Origin of the sequence: Aminobacter sp. SR38 (genome assembly GCF_014843375.1) — a bacterium.
In the GTDB taxonomy this organism is placed as follows: Bacteria; Pseudomonadota; Alphaproteobacteria; order Rhizobiales; family Rhizobiaceae; genus Aminobacter; species Aminobacter ciceronei.
Genome location: NZ_CP062119.1, coordinates 66,181 through 80,103, shown reverse-complemented (window position 1 = coordinate 80,103; position 13,923 = coordinate 66,181). Strand labels below are relative to the sequence as shown.

General features: G+C 60.0%; 17 protein-coding genes and 1 pseudogene. 14 read left to right on the top strand and 4 right to left on the bottom strand.

Annotated features, from left to right (window positions below):
- Window positions 1-1,438 precede the first annotated feature (1,438 nt).
- From ccoN to IG197_RS33695, 10 genes and pseudogenes are all read left to right on the top strand, one after another.
- Window positions 1,439-3,073 (top strand): cytochrome-c oxidase, cbb3-type subunit I, encoded by a 1,635-nt coding sequence (gene ccoN, locus IG197_RS33735; protein ID WP_192321861.1) that lies wholly within the window; start codon window positions 1,439-1,441, stop codon window positions 3,071-3,073.
- Between the two features lie 3 nt (window positions 3,074-3,076).
- The gene (gene ccoO, locus IG197_RS33730) at window positions 3,077-3,829 is read left to right on the top strand and encodes a cytochrome-c oxidase, cbb3-type subunit II (protein ID WP_192321722.1); all 753 of its coding nucleotides are present in this window, start codon (window positions 3,077-3,079) and stop codon (window positions 3,827-3,829) included.
- Window positions 3,830-3,845: 16 nt separating this feature from the next.
- Window positions 3,846-4,016 carry a cbb3-type cytochrome c oxidase subunit 3 gene (locus IG197_RS33725; protein ID WP_192321720.1) on the top strand — a complete coding sequence of 57 codons (171 nt, stop codon included), beginning with the start codon at window positions 3,846-3,848 and terminating at the stop codon, window positions 4,014-4,016.
- A complete protein-coding gene (ccoP, locus tag IG197_RS33720; protein ID WP_192321718.1) occupies window positions 4,007-4,888 on the top strand; it encodes a cytochrome-c oxidase, cbb3-type subunit III in 882 nt (293 codons plus the stop codon). The genes IG197_RS33725 and ccoP overlap by 10 nt, the downstream gene beginning before the upstream one ends.
- Window positions 4,885-5,073, top strand: a complete 189-nt coding sequence (locus tag IG197_RS33715; protein WP_192321717.1) for a hypothetical protein — start codon at window positions 4,885-4,887, stop codon at window positions 5,071-5,073. Before ccoP ends, IG197_RS33715 begins: the two co-directional genes overlap by 4 nt.
- A 10-nt stretch (window positions 5,074-5,083) precedes the next feature.
- Complete coding sequence (locus IG197_RS33710) at window positions 5,084-5,902, top strand: DUF2189 domain-containing protein (protein ID WP_192321715.1); 819 nt, start codon at window positions 5,084-5,086, stop codon at window positions 5,900-5,902.
- Window positions 5,856-8,150, top strand: a complete 2,295-nt coding sequence (locus tag IG197_RS33705; RefSeq protein WP_192321713.1) for a heavy metal translocating P-type ATPase — start codon at window positions 5,856-5,858, stop codon at window positions 8,148-8,150. Before IG197_RS33710 ends, IG197_RS33705 begins: the two co-directional genes overlap by 47 nt.
- Window positions 8,147-8,302 (top strand): annotated as a pseudogene (gene ccoS / locus IG197_RS36500) (cbb3-type cytochrome oxidase assembly protein CcoS); the annotation flags it as partial. The gene IG197_RS33705 and the pseudogene ccoS, both read left to right, overlap by 4 nt.
- 97 nt (window positions 8,303-8,399) lie before the next feature.
- Complete coding sequence (locus IG197_RS36720) at window positions 8,400-8,531, top strand: hypothetical protein (protein WP_256441294.1); 132 nt, start codon at window positions 8,400-8,402, stop codon at window positions 8,529-8,531.
- Between the two features lie 31 nt (window positions 8,532-8,562).
- The gene (locus IG197_RS33695; RefSeq protein WP_192321709.1) at window positions 8,563-8,808 is read left to right on the top strand and encodes a hypothetical protein; all 246 of its coding nucleotides are present in this window, start codon (window positions 8,563-8,565) and stop codon (window positions 8,806-8,808) included.
- Between the two features lie 14 nt (window positions 8,809-8,822).
- Here the strand turns inward: IG197_RS33695 and IG197_RS33690 are convergent, their stop codons facing one another.
- Window positions 8,823-9,092 carry a DUF6522 family protein gene (locus IG197_RS33690; RefSeq protein ID WP_067964903.1) on the bottom strand — a complete coding sequence of 90 codons (270 nt, stop codon included), beginning with the start codon at window positions 9,090-9,092 and terminating at the stop codon, window positions 8,823-8,825.
- 173 nt (window positions 9,093-9,265) lie between these two features.
- Between IG197_RS33690 and IG197_RS33685 the strand changes: the two genes are divergently transcribed.
- Window positions 9,266-9,505 (top strand): DUF1858 domain-containing protein, encoded by a 240-nt coding sequence (locus IG197_RS33685; RefSeq protein ID WP_371746624.1) that lies wholly within the window; start codon window positions 9,266-9,268, stop codon window positions 9,503-9,505.
- Here the strand turns inward: IG197_RS33685 and IG197_RS33680 are convergent.
- Window positions 9,502-10,206, bottom strand: coding sequence for a Crp/Fnr family transcriptional regulator (locus tag IG197_RS33680; RefSeq protein ID WP_192321707.1), 705 nt, complete (start codon window positions 10,204-10,206; stop codon window positions 9,502-9,504). The genes IG197_RS33685 and IG197_RS33680 overlap by 4 nt on opposite strands.
- Before the next feature lie 252 nt (window positions 10,207-10,458).
- Between IG197_RS33680 and IG197_RS33675 the strand changes: the two genes are divergently transcribed.
- Genes IG197_RS33675 through IG197_RS33665 form a run of 3 tightly spaced genes read left to right on the top strand, consistent with a single transcriptional unit; the run spans window position 10,459 to window position 11,705 of the window.
- Entirely contained in the window at window positions 10,459-10,896 is a 438-nt protein-coding gene (locus tag IG197_RS33675) for a DUF6746 family protein (protein WP_192321705.1), read from the top strand.
- A gap of 33 nt (window positions 10,897-10,929) precedes the next feature.
- Entirely contained in the window at window positions 10,930-11,322 is a 393-nt protein-coding gene (locus IG197_RS33670; protein WP_192321703.1) for a hypothetical protein, read from the top strand.
- Window positions 11,319-11,705 (top strand): YbaN family protein, encoded by a 387-nt coding sequence (locus IG197_RS33665; protein WP_192321701.1) that lies wholly within the window; start codon window positions 11,319-11,321, stop codon window positions 11,703-11,705. The genes IG197_RS33670 and IG197_RS33665 overlap by 4 nt, the downstream gene beginning before the upstream one ends.
- 48 nt (window positions 11,706-11,753) lie before the next feature.
- Here the strand turns inward: IG197_RS33665 and IG197_RS33660 are convergent, their stop codons facing one another.
- Both IG197_RS33660 and IG197_RS33655 read right to left on the bottom strand, forming a co-directional pair.
- Entirely contained in the window at window positions 11,754-12,359 is a 606-nt protein-coding gene (locus IG197_RS33660) for a UbiX family flavin prenyltransferase (RefSeq protein ID WP_192321699.1), read from the bottom strand.
- 4 nt (window positions 12,360-12,363) lie between these two features.
- A complete protein-coding gene (locus tag IG197_RS33655; protein ID WP_192321698.1) occupies window positions 12,364-13,857 on the bottom strand; it encodes a UbiD family decarboxylase in 1,494 nt (497 codons plus the stop codon).
- Window positions 13,858-13,923: the final 66 nt, after the last annotated feature.

Below are 13,923 nucleotides of genomic sequence, written 5' to 3'. Positions count from 1 at the left end.
GTATTCGGTGAGCCGGCAGGCATGACGGCTAGAGATTGCCTAGATGACTCCGCGTCAGGCTGAGTCGTGCGCGAAAGCGCTGTAAGATGCCGGATCGCCACGGCGCACGATCGTCGCGCGTCGCGCGGGTCAGAACACTACGCACCCCGACCTACCCGACCGAATCAACATGTGCGGTCCACTGAGCGAAGTGGGGAACTCTACAACCTGGACTATTAGTCGCCGAATTCTCAACCTATCAACGATCACTGCTTTTCTAGCCGAAGCGCGACGGCTTTACGGGATAGTATGAATTTCACAACCAATGATGTTGGCGTCGCACGCGCTGCTATAAGTGCCGCGTGACCCCAACTGGGACATGCCAAACTCGGTAATCGAGAAGCAAGCACTCTTCCCTCTAGCTGATCGGACAACCAGTCTGGCCGTCAATGCCAAGGTTAGAACGCGGGCAAGGTTGGCCTGTTCAAGTCGCAATCTAGATCCGATAGATTTCCTGTCCAAACGTCCACCGTGCACGCTCCCTAGAACCTGGAGCAGCTCCTTGACGTGCTTCTTGTTCAGCACGTTTGATACCGGGAATGGCGTTGCAACCGCGATAGACTCGTCAACAAGGTCCCGAAGAACCCCTAGCTTCTCGGAAGTGGCCGTCCCACGGAAATGAGAAATGAGCTGCCGAAGCAGGTTGTGCCACTGCTTCAATTCGTCATCGCGCCGTCTCGCATCCAAGGCTTTCCAAGCCCAAGATCTGAACACATCAACGACGTTACCACAATCCGCCTCGGACCAATTGGGAGCGCACCTTTCTACTATCGCACAAGCCTCAGCGGCACTCAGGAGGCCCGTCGCAATGTCCTCGAACTGGCTGATCTCCGCAGTCACTGCAGTACTCCGAACGTTCACATTGTTTTCTGGCGTGTGACCTAGGCACGGGACTGTCTTTGATGGCGCGTTTTTGACGGCGCTATCAAAGACCAATCGCTACTTTGCCCACGGCCTTCACAGCGAAGACATCAGCGCATGCGACTGGGTAGATCGTCAGCGGCAGAAATATCCGGATATTCATTGTGCGCCTCCTTGAGACATCACGCGGCAGTGCCACGACTGATCCATCTCTATCGCGGCGACCCAGAATTACCTTGATCTGGAACAAATCCCTCATGCGTGCTCGCAATCTTCGCGTGATGGCTCCGTGCAAATCCCCAATGATTGGGGACTTCGGCGCAGCAGCTGAGCGGTTGCCACGATTCAGCAGCCTCGTCCGCAACTCCTTCGAGTTCTTTTGAGCACTGTCCGGGGGACCCAACTTCGGAGGTCATCCTGAACCGTCGGCCAGTGCGCTCCATCGGAACAAACATCGGTCGTTGGCGGAACTGCTTGATATCTGACAGAAATACCTGAAACTGGGTCACGGCGAATCCGCGGAGGAGGAAAGACGATGATCCGGCAACTTACGTCTTCGGAACGTCAGAACGCCGCCGTGATAGCGATTGCGGTGGCGATCGTTGGATTGGCGATGGCTGCCGGGGGGCGCACGGATGTACTTGGCGTCCACGGCGTCATGGTCATGCTGTTCGCAGGCGCCGTCCTGTTTTATGTGCTGTCTGGCCTCTACCAGCCCGAACCGACGGAAGACCGAGAAACATCCTATTACGACGACCCAATCAAGGTCGGCATTGTCCTATCGATGGCTTGGGCAGTGTTCGGGATGTTCATGGGCGTCTGGGTGGCTGCCCAACTGGCATGGCCCGACCTTGCCTTCGACGCTGGCTGGTCGAGTTTCGGCCGCCTTCGTCCGACCCACACCACAGGAGTGATCTTTGGTTTTGGCGGCAATGCCTTGATCGCGACTTCGTTTCATGTGGTGCAGCGGACTTCGCGCGCGCGCCTCGCAGGCCAACTCAGCCCCTGGTTTGTGCTCCTCGGCTACAACCTATTCTGCGTGCTTGCGGTCTCGGGTTATCTGATTGGGGTGACGCAATCCAAGGAATATGCCGAGGCTGAGTGGTACGCCGATATCTGGCTGGTCGTTGTCTGGGTGACCTACTTCATCCTCTATCTGAGGACGATAGCCCGACGGAAGGAGCCGCACATCTACGTGGCCAACTGGTACTTCATGGCGTTCATACTCGTCGTCGCGATGCTCCACATCGTCAACAACCTGGCACTCCCTATTTCGTGGGGGCACGCCAAGAGCTACACGGTTTGGCCTGGCGTACAGGATGCCATGGTGCAGTGGTGGTACGGGCACAACGCGGTCGCCTTCTTCCTTACGGCCGGCTTCCTTGGAATGCTGTATTACTATCTCCCCGTACGGGCTCAACGGCCGATCTTCTCCTACCGCCTTTCGATCCTGAGTTTTTGGGGCATCACCTTCTTTTACATGTGGGCGGGTTCGCACCACCTCCATTATACCGCGCTCCCGCATTGGGTTCAGACGCTGGGCATGACTTTCTCGGTGATGTTGCTGGTTCCGTCCTGGGCCTCCGCAGGAAATGCGTTGCTTACCCTGAACGGCGCGTGGCACCGTGTGCGGGACGATGCGACGTTGCGGTTCATGATGGCTGCCGCAGTGTTCTACGGCATATCGACCTTCGAAGGCTCGTTCCTTGCTATCCGGCCTGTGAATTCGCTGTCCCACTATACAGATTGGACCGTCGGGCATGTCCACGCCGGGGCGCTGGGCTGGGTGGCGCTGATCACGTTCGGATCGCTCTACACTCTGGTGCCAAGCCTCTGGAAACGCGAGCGAATGTACTCGGCAGCCCTCGTGGAAGTGCATTTCTGGCTCGCGATTGCCGGGACGCTGATCTACGTCTTCGCGATGTGGAATTCGGGCATCATCCAGGGACTGATGTGGCGGACCTATACGGAAGAAGGCGCCCTTGCCTATTCGTTCGTCGATTCACTTGTGGCGATGTACCCGTATTACATCGCGCGCGCCTTTGGAGGGCTGCTTTTCTTGATTGGTGCAGTAGTCGGCTGCATCAACATCTGGATGACGGTTCGGTCTGCGCCGTTGGCGGCCCCGCGCGATGCGGACGTCCCGATCGCTCCTGCCGTGGCGGGAGAATGATGGATGCCTGAGATTTTTCACCGCAAACTCGAGCGTTCGGCGATAGGTTTCGTGATCGCAATCATCGCGGCCGCAAGCGTGGGCGGCATCGTCGAGATCGCCCCGCTCTTTACTATTGACGAGACTGTCGAAGAAGCCCCGGATATGCGGATGTACACTCCGCTCGAGCTTGCCGGGCGCAATATCTACGTGCGAGAGGGCTGTTATGCCTGCCACAGCCAGATGATCCGTACGCTGCGCGACGAGGTGGAGCGCTACGGCCCGTATTCGCTTGCAGTCGAGTCGAAGTACGACCGCCCGATGCTCTGGGGGTCCAAACGGACTGGGCCTGACCTTGCTCGCGTCGGTGGCAAGTATTCCGACTTCTGGCACGTCGCGCACCTGACCAACCCTCGCGATGTCGTTCCAGAATCCAACATGCCTGCCTACCGATGGCTCGCGCGCACGCCCCTCAAGATGGAGGACCTGCCGCTTCACCTCGCGGCGCAGAAGGCGCTGGGCGTTCCCTATACTGACGAGATGGTGGAGAACGCGGCGCGCGACGCTTACGGCCAAGCAACACCGGATACCGACTTCGCTGCCGGGGTTGCCACACGATATGGCGACGAAACTCAAGTCAGTGCTTTTGACGGCGTGACGACCGACGTCACCGAGATGGATGCGCTCGTGGCGTATCTGCAAATCCTCGGCAGACTGACCGGAGCTGCATACGAAAACACTGCGGCTCCCGAGGGAAAACCTGACCCGGAAGGGTAAAGCGGAGGGTTTCAGAATGGACCTGGATCACAACTCGGTTGTCGCCTTTTCCAAGAGCTGGGGTCTTTTTTACCTGATTGCGCTGGCCGTCGGCGTGCTGGTCTATACATTCTGGCCGTCAAACCGGAAGCGTTTCAGTCAGGCCAAGAACAGCATCCTGAGCGGGGACGACAAGCCATGGAAGTGAACGAACGCGATCCCGTCAGCGGCCGCGAGACCACAGGCCATGAATGGAACGGCATCAAGGAACTGGACACCCCGGTCCCGCGGGGCGTGCTCCTGTTCTGGATCGTGACGCACCTGTGGGCGATCGCCTGGTGGTTCCTTGTGCCTGCCTGGCCGCTCGGGACGACCTATACACGAGGCCTCCTAGGAGTGGACCAGAGACAGACTGTCGAAGCGCGCGTCGTCGATGGCCAACGCGAACGGGCCAACTGGATGGAACGCCTCGAAAAGGAACCTTACGATGCCATCCTGGCGGACGAGGCCCTGATGCAGACGGTCCGAGACACCGGGCGGCAGCTATTCGGTGACAACTGCGCTGCGTGTCATGGTCGGGACGGCAAAGGCCGGGCAAACTACCCAGATCTGACCGATGACGACTGGCTATGGGGCGGTGGACCCCAGCTTATCGAGCAGACAATGCGTGTCGGCATCAATACCCGGCATCCGGAGAGCCGCATCGGGCAAATGCCGGCCTTTGGGCGGGACGAGGTGCTCGACCGAGATCAAGTGCGGAGCGTGGCCGCATACGTCTATTCGCTTTCCCATCCGGACTACTCGACCGCAGACAATGTCAAACGGATACAGGCGGGACGAGAAGTCTTCCTTACGACGTGCGCTGCCTGCCACGGGGAAGACGGGAAGGGAAACAGGGATGTCGGCGCGCCAAACCTGACAGATGCGCACTGGATCTACGGAGGCGACCTCGACACCATCATTGCGTCGGTGCACGGTGGACGCCAAGGCCATATGCCCACCTGGGATGAGAGGCTGACCAAGGCGGAGATCCGCACGGTTGCCCTCTACGTGCATGACCTTGGGACGCAACAGCCATGACCATACAGTCGAAAAGACGGTACCTCAGTATCATGCTCTGGATGCTGATTCCGGCGGGACTGCTGCTTTTCGCCGGAGCCAATGCCCACCTGATCTACGTGGCAGTCGTTTCTCAGCCGGACTGCGTCAAGCATTCTAAGGCCGCAGGCGAAGGCGGCTACCGCGCTGCCAAGTCGGCATGTTGAGGAGGCGAAGATGAGCGACACCGAAAAGTCGTACTGGCTACTCAGCGAGACCTCTGGCATCGGCGAGACGCGCGATCCGCTGCTCAACCGCGGGCTGTCGCCCTTCGTCGGCCTCAGATGGCTATCGGCGGGCTGGCAGGATTTCTGGAGACGCCCGGCGTCTAGCCTGGGATACGGAATTAGTGTTTTCGTCCTGTCGGTCTGCTTCGTTTGGACCCTCGTGGCTTTCGGCCGGGACTATATTCTCTTCCCGGCGCTGGCAGGCTTCATGATCGTGGCTCCTTTTCTAGCGGTCGGCCTATATGAGAAAAGTCGGGCCATCGAGGAAGGCCGTGAGATCAGCTTCGGGTCCATGCTCCTCGTGCGTCCAAGGGCAGGCGCGCAGGTCTTCTTTGCCGGGCTGCTGCTGTGTTGCCTCCTGTTGCTCTGGATGCGAGCCGCGGTTCTGCTCTATGCGCTTTTCTTTGGAGTTACGGCATTTCCCGGGCTTGACCACATCGTAGGCATGCTTTTTGGGACTGCGTACGGTTGGGTAATGATCGTGGTGGGGACAGCCGTCGGTGGCCTTTTTGCTGCCTTTGCCTATGCCATCAGCGTCTTTGCGGTGCCCCTGCTCCTTGATCGGCGCGTCGATGCGCTGACCGCGATGGGCACAAGCATGAAACTGGTCTGGAACAATCTACCCGCAATGCTGGGCTGGGCTGCAATACTGCTCGTCCTTTTCGCCGTCTGTGTTGCCACTGGGCTCGCCGGGATGATCGTGATTTTCCCCCTGCTCGGCCATGCCACCTGGCACGCCTATAGAGCCGTGGCGCTCCCGGAGACCTGAAGTGAGCTGCTGCGCCCAGGGAGCGGAGGAAGCGCTGCAACTGGCGCGTTGCGGCAGCGCGACTGCTGGCGAAATCTTGCTGGCACGACGCCATCTGGGAGATGGCATCTTTCAGACTAACCTTTCGGTACCCCAAGCCAGGTGCGGCACCTGCATCACGTCAATCGAAGGGGCCCTGCAAGGCCTAGAAGGAGTTCTCGCGGCTCGCGTGAACCTTACGTCCCGCCGCGTAACCGTGAGGTGGCGTGGCGACCATGCCCCTCCTGTAACGGAGGCCCTGGCTGCCATCGGATACGACTGCCGCCTCGCGGAAGCGGGAGATGACCTTCATGACCCCAAGATGTCGCGACTGCTGCGCGCCACCGCAGTGGCGGGCTTTGCCGCAATGAACATCATGCTGTTGTCAGTGTCGGTGTGGTCGGGTGCAGACACGCAGACTCGAAATGCATTTCATCTGGTTTCTGCCCTGCTGGCAGTGCCTGCGGTCGCCTACTCCGGAAGAATATTCTTCATTTCGGCATGGAAGTCGGTACAGCGCCGCACAAGCAGCATGGATCTTCCTATCTCTGTGGGGATCCTGCTGACGTTGGCGTTGAGCCTCTACGACACATTCGCCGGAGGGCCGCACGCATATTTCGACGCCGTGACTTCCCTTATCTTTTTCCTGCTCGCCGGACGCACGCTTGATTATGCAATGAGGAGCAAAGCACGGAAGGCAGTTTCCGGCCTCAGCCGCTTGATACCGCGAGGCGTGACGGTGATACGCGTTGACGGGAGCCGCGAGTTCTGCGGTCTCATGGAAGTTGAGCCGGGCGACATGATTCCAGTCGGCCCCGGCGACCGGGTTCCGGTAGACGGCACGATAGTGGCCGGGCGCGGCAGCCTTGACCTTTCGGTAGTCAGCGGAGAAGCGACGCCAACACGTGTCCAGCCTGGAACCGCCGTTTTGTCTGGCGCGCTCAGCCTCGATGGCGCGTTGACGGTTCGTGCCGATAAGCGTGCCAAGGATTCCTTCCTCGCCGACATGGCGAAGTTGATGGATGCGGCGGAGGACGGGCGGGCACAGTATCGCCGCATCGCGGATCGAGCCGCGGCCTTGTATTCCCCCGTCGTCCATTTGTTGGCCCTTGCCACCTGCGCGGCCTGGATCGCAATCACGGGCGATTGGCATGCATCGGTTACGGCCGCCGTTTCGGTGCTCATTATCACCTGCCCATGTGCATTGGGTTTGGCTGTGCCAATGGTCCAGGTTGTGGCCGCACGCAGGCTGTTTGACCTCGGCGTCACGCTCAAGGACGGCGGCGCGCTGGAACGGCTCGCCGAAGTTGACACGGTCGTGTTCGACAAGACCGGAACTCTGACAACGGGCGTCACGCGCGTCGAACGTCACACGGCTGCCCTGCACGACGTGCCGGCCGCTGCCGCACTCGCAGCCCTGTCCAGACACCCGGCCTCATGCGCGGTCGCCGCTCTCGCGTCGACAGGGCCCGAAGTCGCAGATTTTCGTGAGGTGTCCGGGTACGGAATTGAAGGTCGGATCGACGGGAGTGTCTTTCGCCTCGGCAGGCGGGAATGGGTTTCGGGCCTGCCAGGCAATGCCAGCAATGAATCCATGATCTGGCTGTCGAAGAACGGCACGCTCGCAGGCTCGTTCACGATCGCCCACAATCTTCGTCCCGGTGCGGTGGAAGCTGTCAGAAAGCTGGAAAGCTGGGGATTGGCGACGGAGGTCCTATCGGGGGACTCTGCGACCGCTGTCCGGAAGGTCGCGGATGCGCTTGGAATTTCCGAGGTCCGCCACGGCGTTTTGCCTGAGGGCAAGGTCAACCGACTCAAAGATCTGGCCGCCTCCGGCCGCCGCGTTCTGATGGTTGGCGACGGCCTGAATGACGCTCCGGCACTGGCAGCAGCACATGTTTCCATGGCGCCCTCTTCGGCGGCGGACATCGGTCGTACCTCTGCCGATCTCGTCTTTCTGCGGAACAGCCTTGAAGGTGTCCCTCACGCGACGGGCATCGCCCGCAATGCCGCCCGGCTCGTGCGGCAGAACTTCGCGCTCGCTGTGGCCTACAACGTATTGGCCCTGCCCCTAGCGATGTCGGGGCAAATAACTCCGCTGATAGCAGCTGTTGCCATGTCGACGTCGTCAATCTTAGTCGTCGCCAATGCCTTGCGGCTCCCGCACGAAACGGCTTCATCCTCCCGCTTTGCGGGCTTTCGCCGCCTAGTCCCAGCGGAGGCTGCATGAGTTATCTCTCTTTTTTGATTCCAATTGCCCTAGGCATGGGCTTGGTGGGCTTGGCAGCCTTCCTATGGTCGCTACGGAGTGGCCAGTACGAGGATCTGGATGGGGCTGCGGTGCGGGTCTTGCTTTCAGGTGCTGACGCTCCTCTTAGTCAGCAAGCATGCAAAAACCACGACGGTGTTCCTGCCAGGCAAGGGAACGCCACGGCTGCCAACGGCGTTTGTTCAGCAACGGAAACGAAAGGCTTCGACGATGTCTCAAGCAAGTGACAGGCCGTTCGGTTGGGTGGCGGCGCTGGCCGTGGCTTCAGGAGCCGCAGTACTGGTTCCCAGCCTCGCCGTGCTGGCTATCAGCCTTCTTGCGGTTGCTGCGGTGGTGTTCTGATACGAACTGGAGGCGGGCGACGGAGGAAGCGATGACCATGACACGCAAAGATGTCGTCTCGGTCCTCGGCCGCGTGGACGACGCAATGATCGCGGAGCTTATTTTGACGGAAGCTTCGCTGGCAGAGTTGAAGGAGGCCTGGGCCTGGGTCTTCGGAGACGACGCATTCATGGGTGAAGGCCGGCCGCTGCCAGGAAGCCAAGTGGCAGCCTTGATCGATCTGATTGCGCCTGATGAGGATGACGACGGCGACGGTCCAGCTCAGGGAAGATCCTAGCCAAATCGGCTTGCTTATTTCCAGACGAACTTGCGAGGCGCCATGGTCAGCTCCTCGCTGAGGACTTGACCGTCATCGGCAACGATTAGCAGCAGCTCGCGATCGCGATATTTGAAGGACAGGCGATGCCGTCCTTCATCGTCGCCAACTCCCCGTTCGACCAAACACCTGATGTTTCCTTGCTGGATCTGCCTTAGGAAGTACTCGACAGCCAGTTTCATTCCGCGAGCAGCGACGGTCGCATCGATCTCGGGGCCGTCTGGGGCCCAGCGAACCATCGCCATAGTCGTTCTCCGTCTCGTTCAGCGAATGGCAGCCTAGTCACGCGTCAGCCGATGTCGTTGCGAAGGCGCAAAGATGCACGAATCGTTACCCGCTTTTCCGACGCCGAACTTCCGCGTTGATTGACGGAGCGCAACGAAAGGATGGCCGGATCGGCGATGCTAAGACGAAATGCATGGAAAAAAATGAGATGGCTTCAAGCAAGCGCTTTGACCCGGACCTTTCGGTCGACGACGTGATGAAACTCTGGCCCAACACAATCCGGGTGTTTCTCGCAAATCGGATGCTGTGTGTAGGTTGCCCTATCGGGTCGTTTCATACCGTATCCGACGCTTGTCGAGAACACGAGTTGGATGAAACTTCTTTTCTGAATCAGCTGGCGGCTGCAATTGATCGACAGGGAAACGCAGGCTAGCTCCGTTCGCTCCGACCATTGGCAACCAACATCAGCTTATGCGGGTCGACCACTGTCACCTTCTGACGTCCGCTCCGGATCATGCCCTTGTCTTCCCACGCGCTCAGCAGCCGGCTCACGGTATGCAGCGTCGTGCCCGTCATCTCTGCTATGTCCTGGCGGGAGATCGGAAAGTCGATAAGGATTCCTTCGTCTGTCTTCTTACCTGTTTGCTCCAGGAGCCTCAGCAGGGCATGAGCCACGCGCTGTTCGACTTGTTCCGTGGCCATTTCCACGACGCGCGTGTGCGTGTCCTGAAGTCGGGTGCCGACCGTCTTGTACGTATTTGCGCCAAAGCTCGGAAACTGAGCGGACAGCTCTGACCACATAGAGGTGGGCCACGAAAGCGCGACACAGTCCACTACGGCGAAGGCAGTGGCCGGGTAAGTCGTGCGTCCAAGCGCCGACGCTATTCCGAATATTTCGCCAGCACTGATGTACCGGACGATGACCTGCTGTCCCTCAGGCGTGCTTCGCACAACCCGAATATGACCGTCCAGCAAGAGAAAGAACGCGTGGGCCTCTTCTTCCTGTTCGAAGATGGCAGAATCCTTCGGATACCGCGTGGATCGCGCTCCCGCCAATATTCTGTCGAGTCCCTCTGGCGCAATTCCTGCGAACAGCGGGAGCCCGGCAATCAGCGAACGGTCGACTCGGCCCAAGACATTCCCTCGATTTCTCGGCAGATTTTTTCACAGTCGGCGTCGTGTCGCAACCGCGCTGCAGTGAGCGATATTGCCGCGTGAGAGTGCGAGCCCCGGCGCAACGGCTGAGCGGCCCCCGACACAATCTCCAGCATCGTGTTTGCGCCAGCGCAAACGGAAAAGTGCAGCGTAGGTGTAGACATTTTTCGTTCGGGCACAATTCGTCGCTCGGTTGCTGATTTACGACGCATAGCGTTCGAAGGAGCAGAGATGACCGCCTGGGTTCGGAAGCTCAGCTTGGGAAGCGGCATCTGCGCCGCTCTATTCTTGACGGGAGCCGTTGGCTTGCCGACCGCCGCGACGGCGGAACAGGCCGCGAAACACTATGAAGTGAAAATGCCCCGCACCGTGGGGGAAGCAAGCGCCATGATGCGGAGGGCACTGTCCACGGTCGAACAAGCGCTGGCGACGGAAGACTACGTGAGCATCCACAAAGCGAGCTACGAGCTGGAGGCCGCGGCCAGCCGAATTGCAGATCGCCCCAACGATAAATCCGAAATGCTGGTTCGTACGGTCGAGCTCCTCCATCGCGCTTCAGAGGCCGGCGACCGCGTCGCGCTTCAGGCGATTTACCCAAGCTTGAAGGAAGCGGTGGATCAGGCTGCAGTGCTGCCTCGCCCCGCTCCGATAGGCAAAGGCGGCAGGTAAATACTCGGACAATTTCGGGAAGGCGGCTGACAAATGGGTTCCAAACCAGCTAGTAGCTTTGATCGCCGCGCCCATGGCTCTGGTTCCGTGGTGCGGCGGATCAAGACTGTCATCGCTGGAGTTGACTTGGATTGCGAATGTCGCGCCCGGCTTGATGAGGCCTTGACACGCTTCACAGCGCTCGAGCAAAGGCGCGTGCAGCGCGAACATCTCGTACGGGCGAGGCAGCACCGCGAGCGGATCGAGGCAATCGTAGATCTGCTTCGCGAAGTGGATGAACTGGCTGCGGCCGAGCCCGACCGCAGCGTCTATACTGAGCTAGCGCTGCTCTTCGATGAAGTGGCCGCCACAGCGGGAGAAGGCGCCCTGTGCATGCGCAGTCTGGCGATCCTGCCTGCTGACGGCGCAGAGTTTTCGCCTTCGTGACACCCAATCGCATCCGCCAACTGATTTGGCTGGCGGCTGGCACGGCCACCCTGCTCGCAGGGTTGATAGGCATCATTCTTCCGCTGATGCCGACTACCCCGTTCCTGGTTCTCGCCGCATTCTGCTACTCAAGGAGCTCGAAGCGGCTCCACTCGCGGCTTTTGGAACATCCGCGGGTGGGCCGCGCCATCAGCGACTGGAACGCTTATGGCGCGATCTCACACCGCTCGAAGCGTCTCGCACTGTTGTCCATGGTTTTGGCGCTGGCTCTATCGATGCTATTTGGCGCGCCACTGGTGGCGATCACCATGCAGGCCACGGCTATGTTGGCCGCGGCTGCGTTCATCTTGACGAGGCCAGTTGCCCCCCGCACGGCAGGCTGAAGAACGGGTACGCTAAGGCCAGCGCGTATCAACAGGCCCCTCGCAGTTTCAAATGTCCAGTTCGCGTGAAGGCGGCCGACCTTGCGGCAGGCCGCTCCATCGCGTCATCTCGCTACCTGGATCAACGCCCACCCAATTCAGAAGCCGCGCCGCGATCTCCCTGAGCATTTCGTCTATGCTGTGCATTCTCACGTAAAACGGTGGCATTGGAGGCGCAATCGTCGCGCCCAGCCTTGCCAGCGTCAGCATCGACCGCAAGTGACCTTCATGCAGGGGAGCCTCACGCGGAACGACCACCAGTCGGCGTTTTTCCTTGAGGGCGACGTCGGCTGCCCTGGTCAGCAGGTTATCGCCTAATCCATGCGCTATCGCGGACAACGTGCGCATGGAGCAGGGAACGACGATCATGCCGTCGTTTGGGAAAGACCCGCTGGCGATCGGAGCTGTCATGTCGTGAGGCGAGTGAACTCGGCTTGCCAGTTCGGTGATGCGGGCAAGGCCCTCATCGCCGAGTTCATGCTGGATGGTTGCTCTGGCGCCCATTGAAACCACGACATGCGTTTCGGCGTCAGCATTGGCTAACTGCCGGAGGGTTTCGAGGGCCAGGCCAGAACCCGAGGCCCCCGCTATTCCCACGATGATGCGTTTGGTCATGGCGTTATCCGAACTCCGGGAAGATTTCATTCCATCGCTGCGACACTTGCCGATCGATCTCGGGACACATGCGCAATTCGCTTCCCCAGTCCCGTACGGTTTCTGATCCGACCTTTCGCGTCGCGTCGATACCGAGTTTCCCTCCCAGCCCTTCAAGTGGAGACGCGAAGTCGAGGTGATCGATCGGAGTGCGGTCCACGGTCATCAGGTCACGGGAGGGGTCCATGCGCGTCCCGATTGCCCACATGACGTCCGGCCACGAACGTATGTCGATGTCGTCATCGACCACGATGAGCATCTTTGTCATGGAAAACTGCGGCAGCAGCGACCAGAAGCCCATCATTACGCGACGCGCCTGCCCCGGGTACTTCTTGGCGATGGACAGCACGGCGATCCTGTAGGAGCTGGCTTCCGGCGGAAGCCAGACGTCACGGATTTCTGGGATCTGTTGCCGAAGGAGGGGCTTGAAGACGTCGGTAAGCGCTTCGCCCAACACCGACGGCTCGTCAGGAGCCCTCCCGGTATAGGTGGTCAGGTAGCAGGCCTGGTCACGGACCCGGATTCTGTTGAGGCGAAATACCGGATATTGCTCAGCGGCATTGTAGTATCCAGTATGGTCGCCAAACGGGCCCTCCAGAGCGGTTTCCTTGGCGGATACGGTACCTTCCAGCACAATCTCGGCTGTTGCGGGAACGTGTAGCGGGATGCTGCCGCACGCGGTCAGCCGTGGTCGCTTGTTTCCGATCATGCCGGACAACGCAAGTTCGGTCACGCCCTCGGGTACTGGCATTACGGCAGCGAGCAGCGTTGCTGGATCGGCGCCGATAACCACTGCGACAGGCATGTCGATGCCGCGGGCCGCCCACATACGATGGTGCACCGCACCGCCGCGCATCGGCAACCAACGGACTATTGCGCGATCCCGATCGATTACCTGCATTCGGTAAATGCCCAGGTTGTACGTTCCTGGATCGTCAGCTCCAGGTGCACGGGTCACGACTACGGGCCAGGTAATCAGGGGGCCCGCGTCTCCTGGCCAGCAAGTCTGGACTGGAAGGAGGGACAAGTCGGGCGCGATCTCGCTCCAGCTGGAAGGCTCTCTCACGATTCTTGGCCGTGCCAGGAGTGCGCTGCGCGCCGCAGGGAGCATGTCGCGCGCTTCGCCCAGTGTCCTCGGCGCCTGCGGAGACCTCATCCAGGCGAGAAGCTTCCCGAACGAGTCAAGGCCATTGAGGTCGGTGCCCAATCCAGCGGCGACCCGCGCTCGCGTCCCAAACAAGTTCGTCACGACAGGAAAGGTCGATACTCTTCCCTGCGCATCGATCGGCTTGTCCAACCTCAGCACTGGCCCGTCCTTGGCGATCGTGCGCCGATGCACCTCGGTTGCTTCAAGGTGCATTGAAACAGGTGCCTGGACATGCCGTACGTCCCCTCGCTCGTCCAGGTGCGACAGGAACGAAGAAAGGTCATTGAAAAGCGGCAGCGATCTATGGTGCATAAATACATTTCCCGTCGCGCGACGCGGCCGACGGCGGACGTTTGCCACGGTGACTGGCTCCCGTCT

Bases quoted from the DNA above. Each gene is read 5' to 3' on its own strand.
- ccoO (WP_192321722.1), top strand. From the start codon at position 3,077: ATGCCTGAGATTTTTCACCGCAAACTCGAGCGTTCGGCGATAGGTTTC.
- IG197_RS33725 (WP_192321720.1), top strand. From the start codon at position 3,846: ATGGACCTGGATCACAACTCGGTTGTCGCCTTTTCCAAGAGCTGGGGT.
- ccoP (WP_192321718.1), top strand. From the start codon at position 4,007: ATGGAAGTGAACGAACGCGATCCCGTCAGCGGCCGCGAGACCACAGGC.
- IG197_RS33715 (WP_192321717.1), top strand. From the start codon at position 4,885: ATGACCATACAGTCGAAAAGACGGTACCTCAGTATCATGCTCTGGATG.
- IG197_RS33710 (WP_192321715.1), top strand. From the start codon at position 5,084: ATGAGCGACACCGAAAAGTCGTACTGGCTACTCAGCGAGACCTCTGGC.
- IG197_RS33705 (WP_192321713.1), top strand. From the start codon at position 5,856: ATGCCACCTGGCACGCCTATAGAGCCGTGGCGCTCCCGGAGACCTGAA.
- IG197_RS36720 (WP_256441294.1), top strand. From the start codon at position 8,400: ATGTCTCAAGCAAGTGACAGGCCGTTCGGTTGGGTGGCGGCGCTGGCC.
- IG197_RS33695 (WP_192321709.1), top strand. From the start codon at position 8,563: ATGACCATGACACGCAAAGATGTCGTCTCGGTCCTCGGCCGCGTGGAC.
- IG197_RS33690 (WP_067964903.1), bottom strand. From the start codon at position 9,092: ATGGCGATGGTTCGCTGGGCCCCAGACGGCCCCGAGATCGATGCGACC.
- IG197_RS33685 (WP_371746624.1), top strand. From the start codon at position 9,266: ATGGAAAAAAATGAGATGGCTTCAAGCAAGCGCTTTGACCCGGACCTT.
- IG197_RS33675 (WP_192321705.1), top strand. From the start codon at position 10,459: ATGACCGCCTGGGTTCGGAAGCTCAGCTTGGGAAGCGGCATCTGCGCC.
- IG197_RS33670 (WP_192321703.1), top strand. From the start codon at position 10,930: ATGGGTTCCAAACCAGCTAGTAGCTTTGATCGCCGCGCCCATGGCTCT.
- IG197_RS33660 (WP_192321699.1), bottom strand. From the start codon at position 12,359: ATGACCAAACGCATCATCGTGGGAATAGCGGGGGCCTCGGGTTCTGGC.
- IG197_RS33655 (WP_192321698.1), bottom strand. From the start codon at position 13,857: ATGCACCATAGATCGCTGCCGCTTTTCAATGACCTTTCTTCGTTCCTG.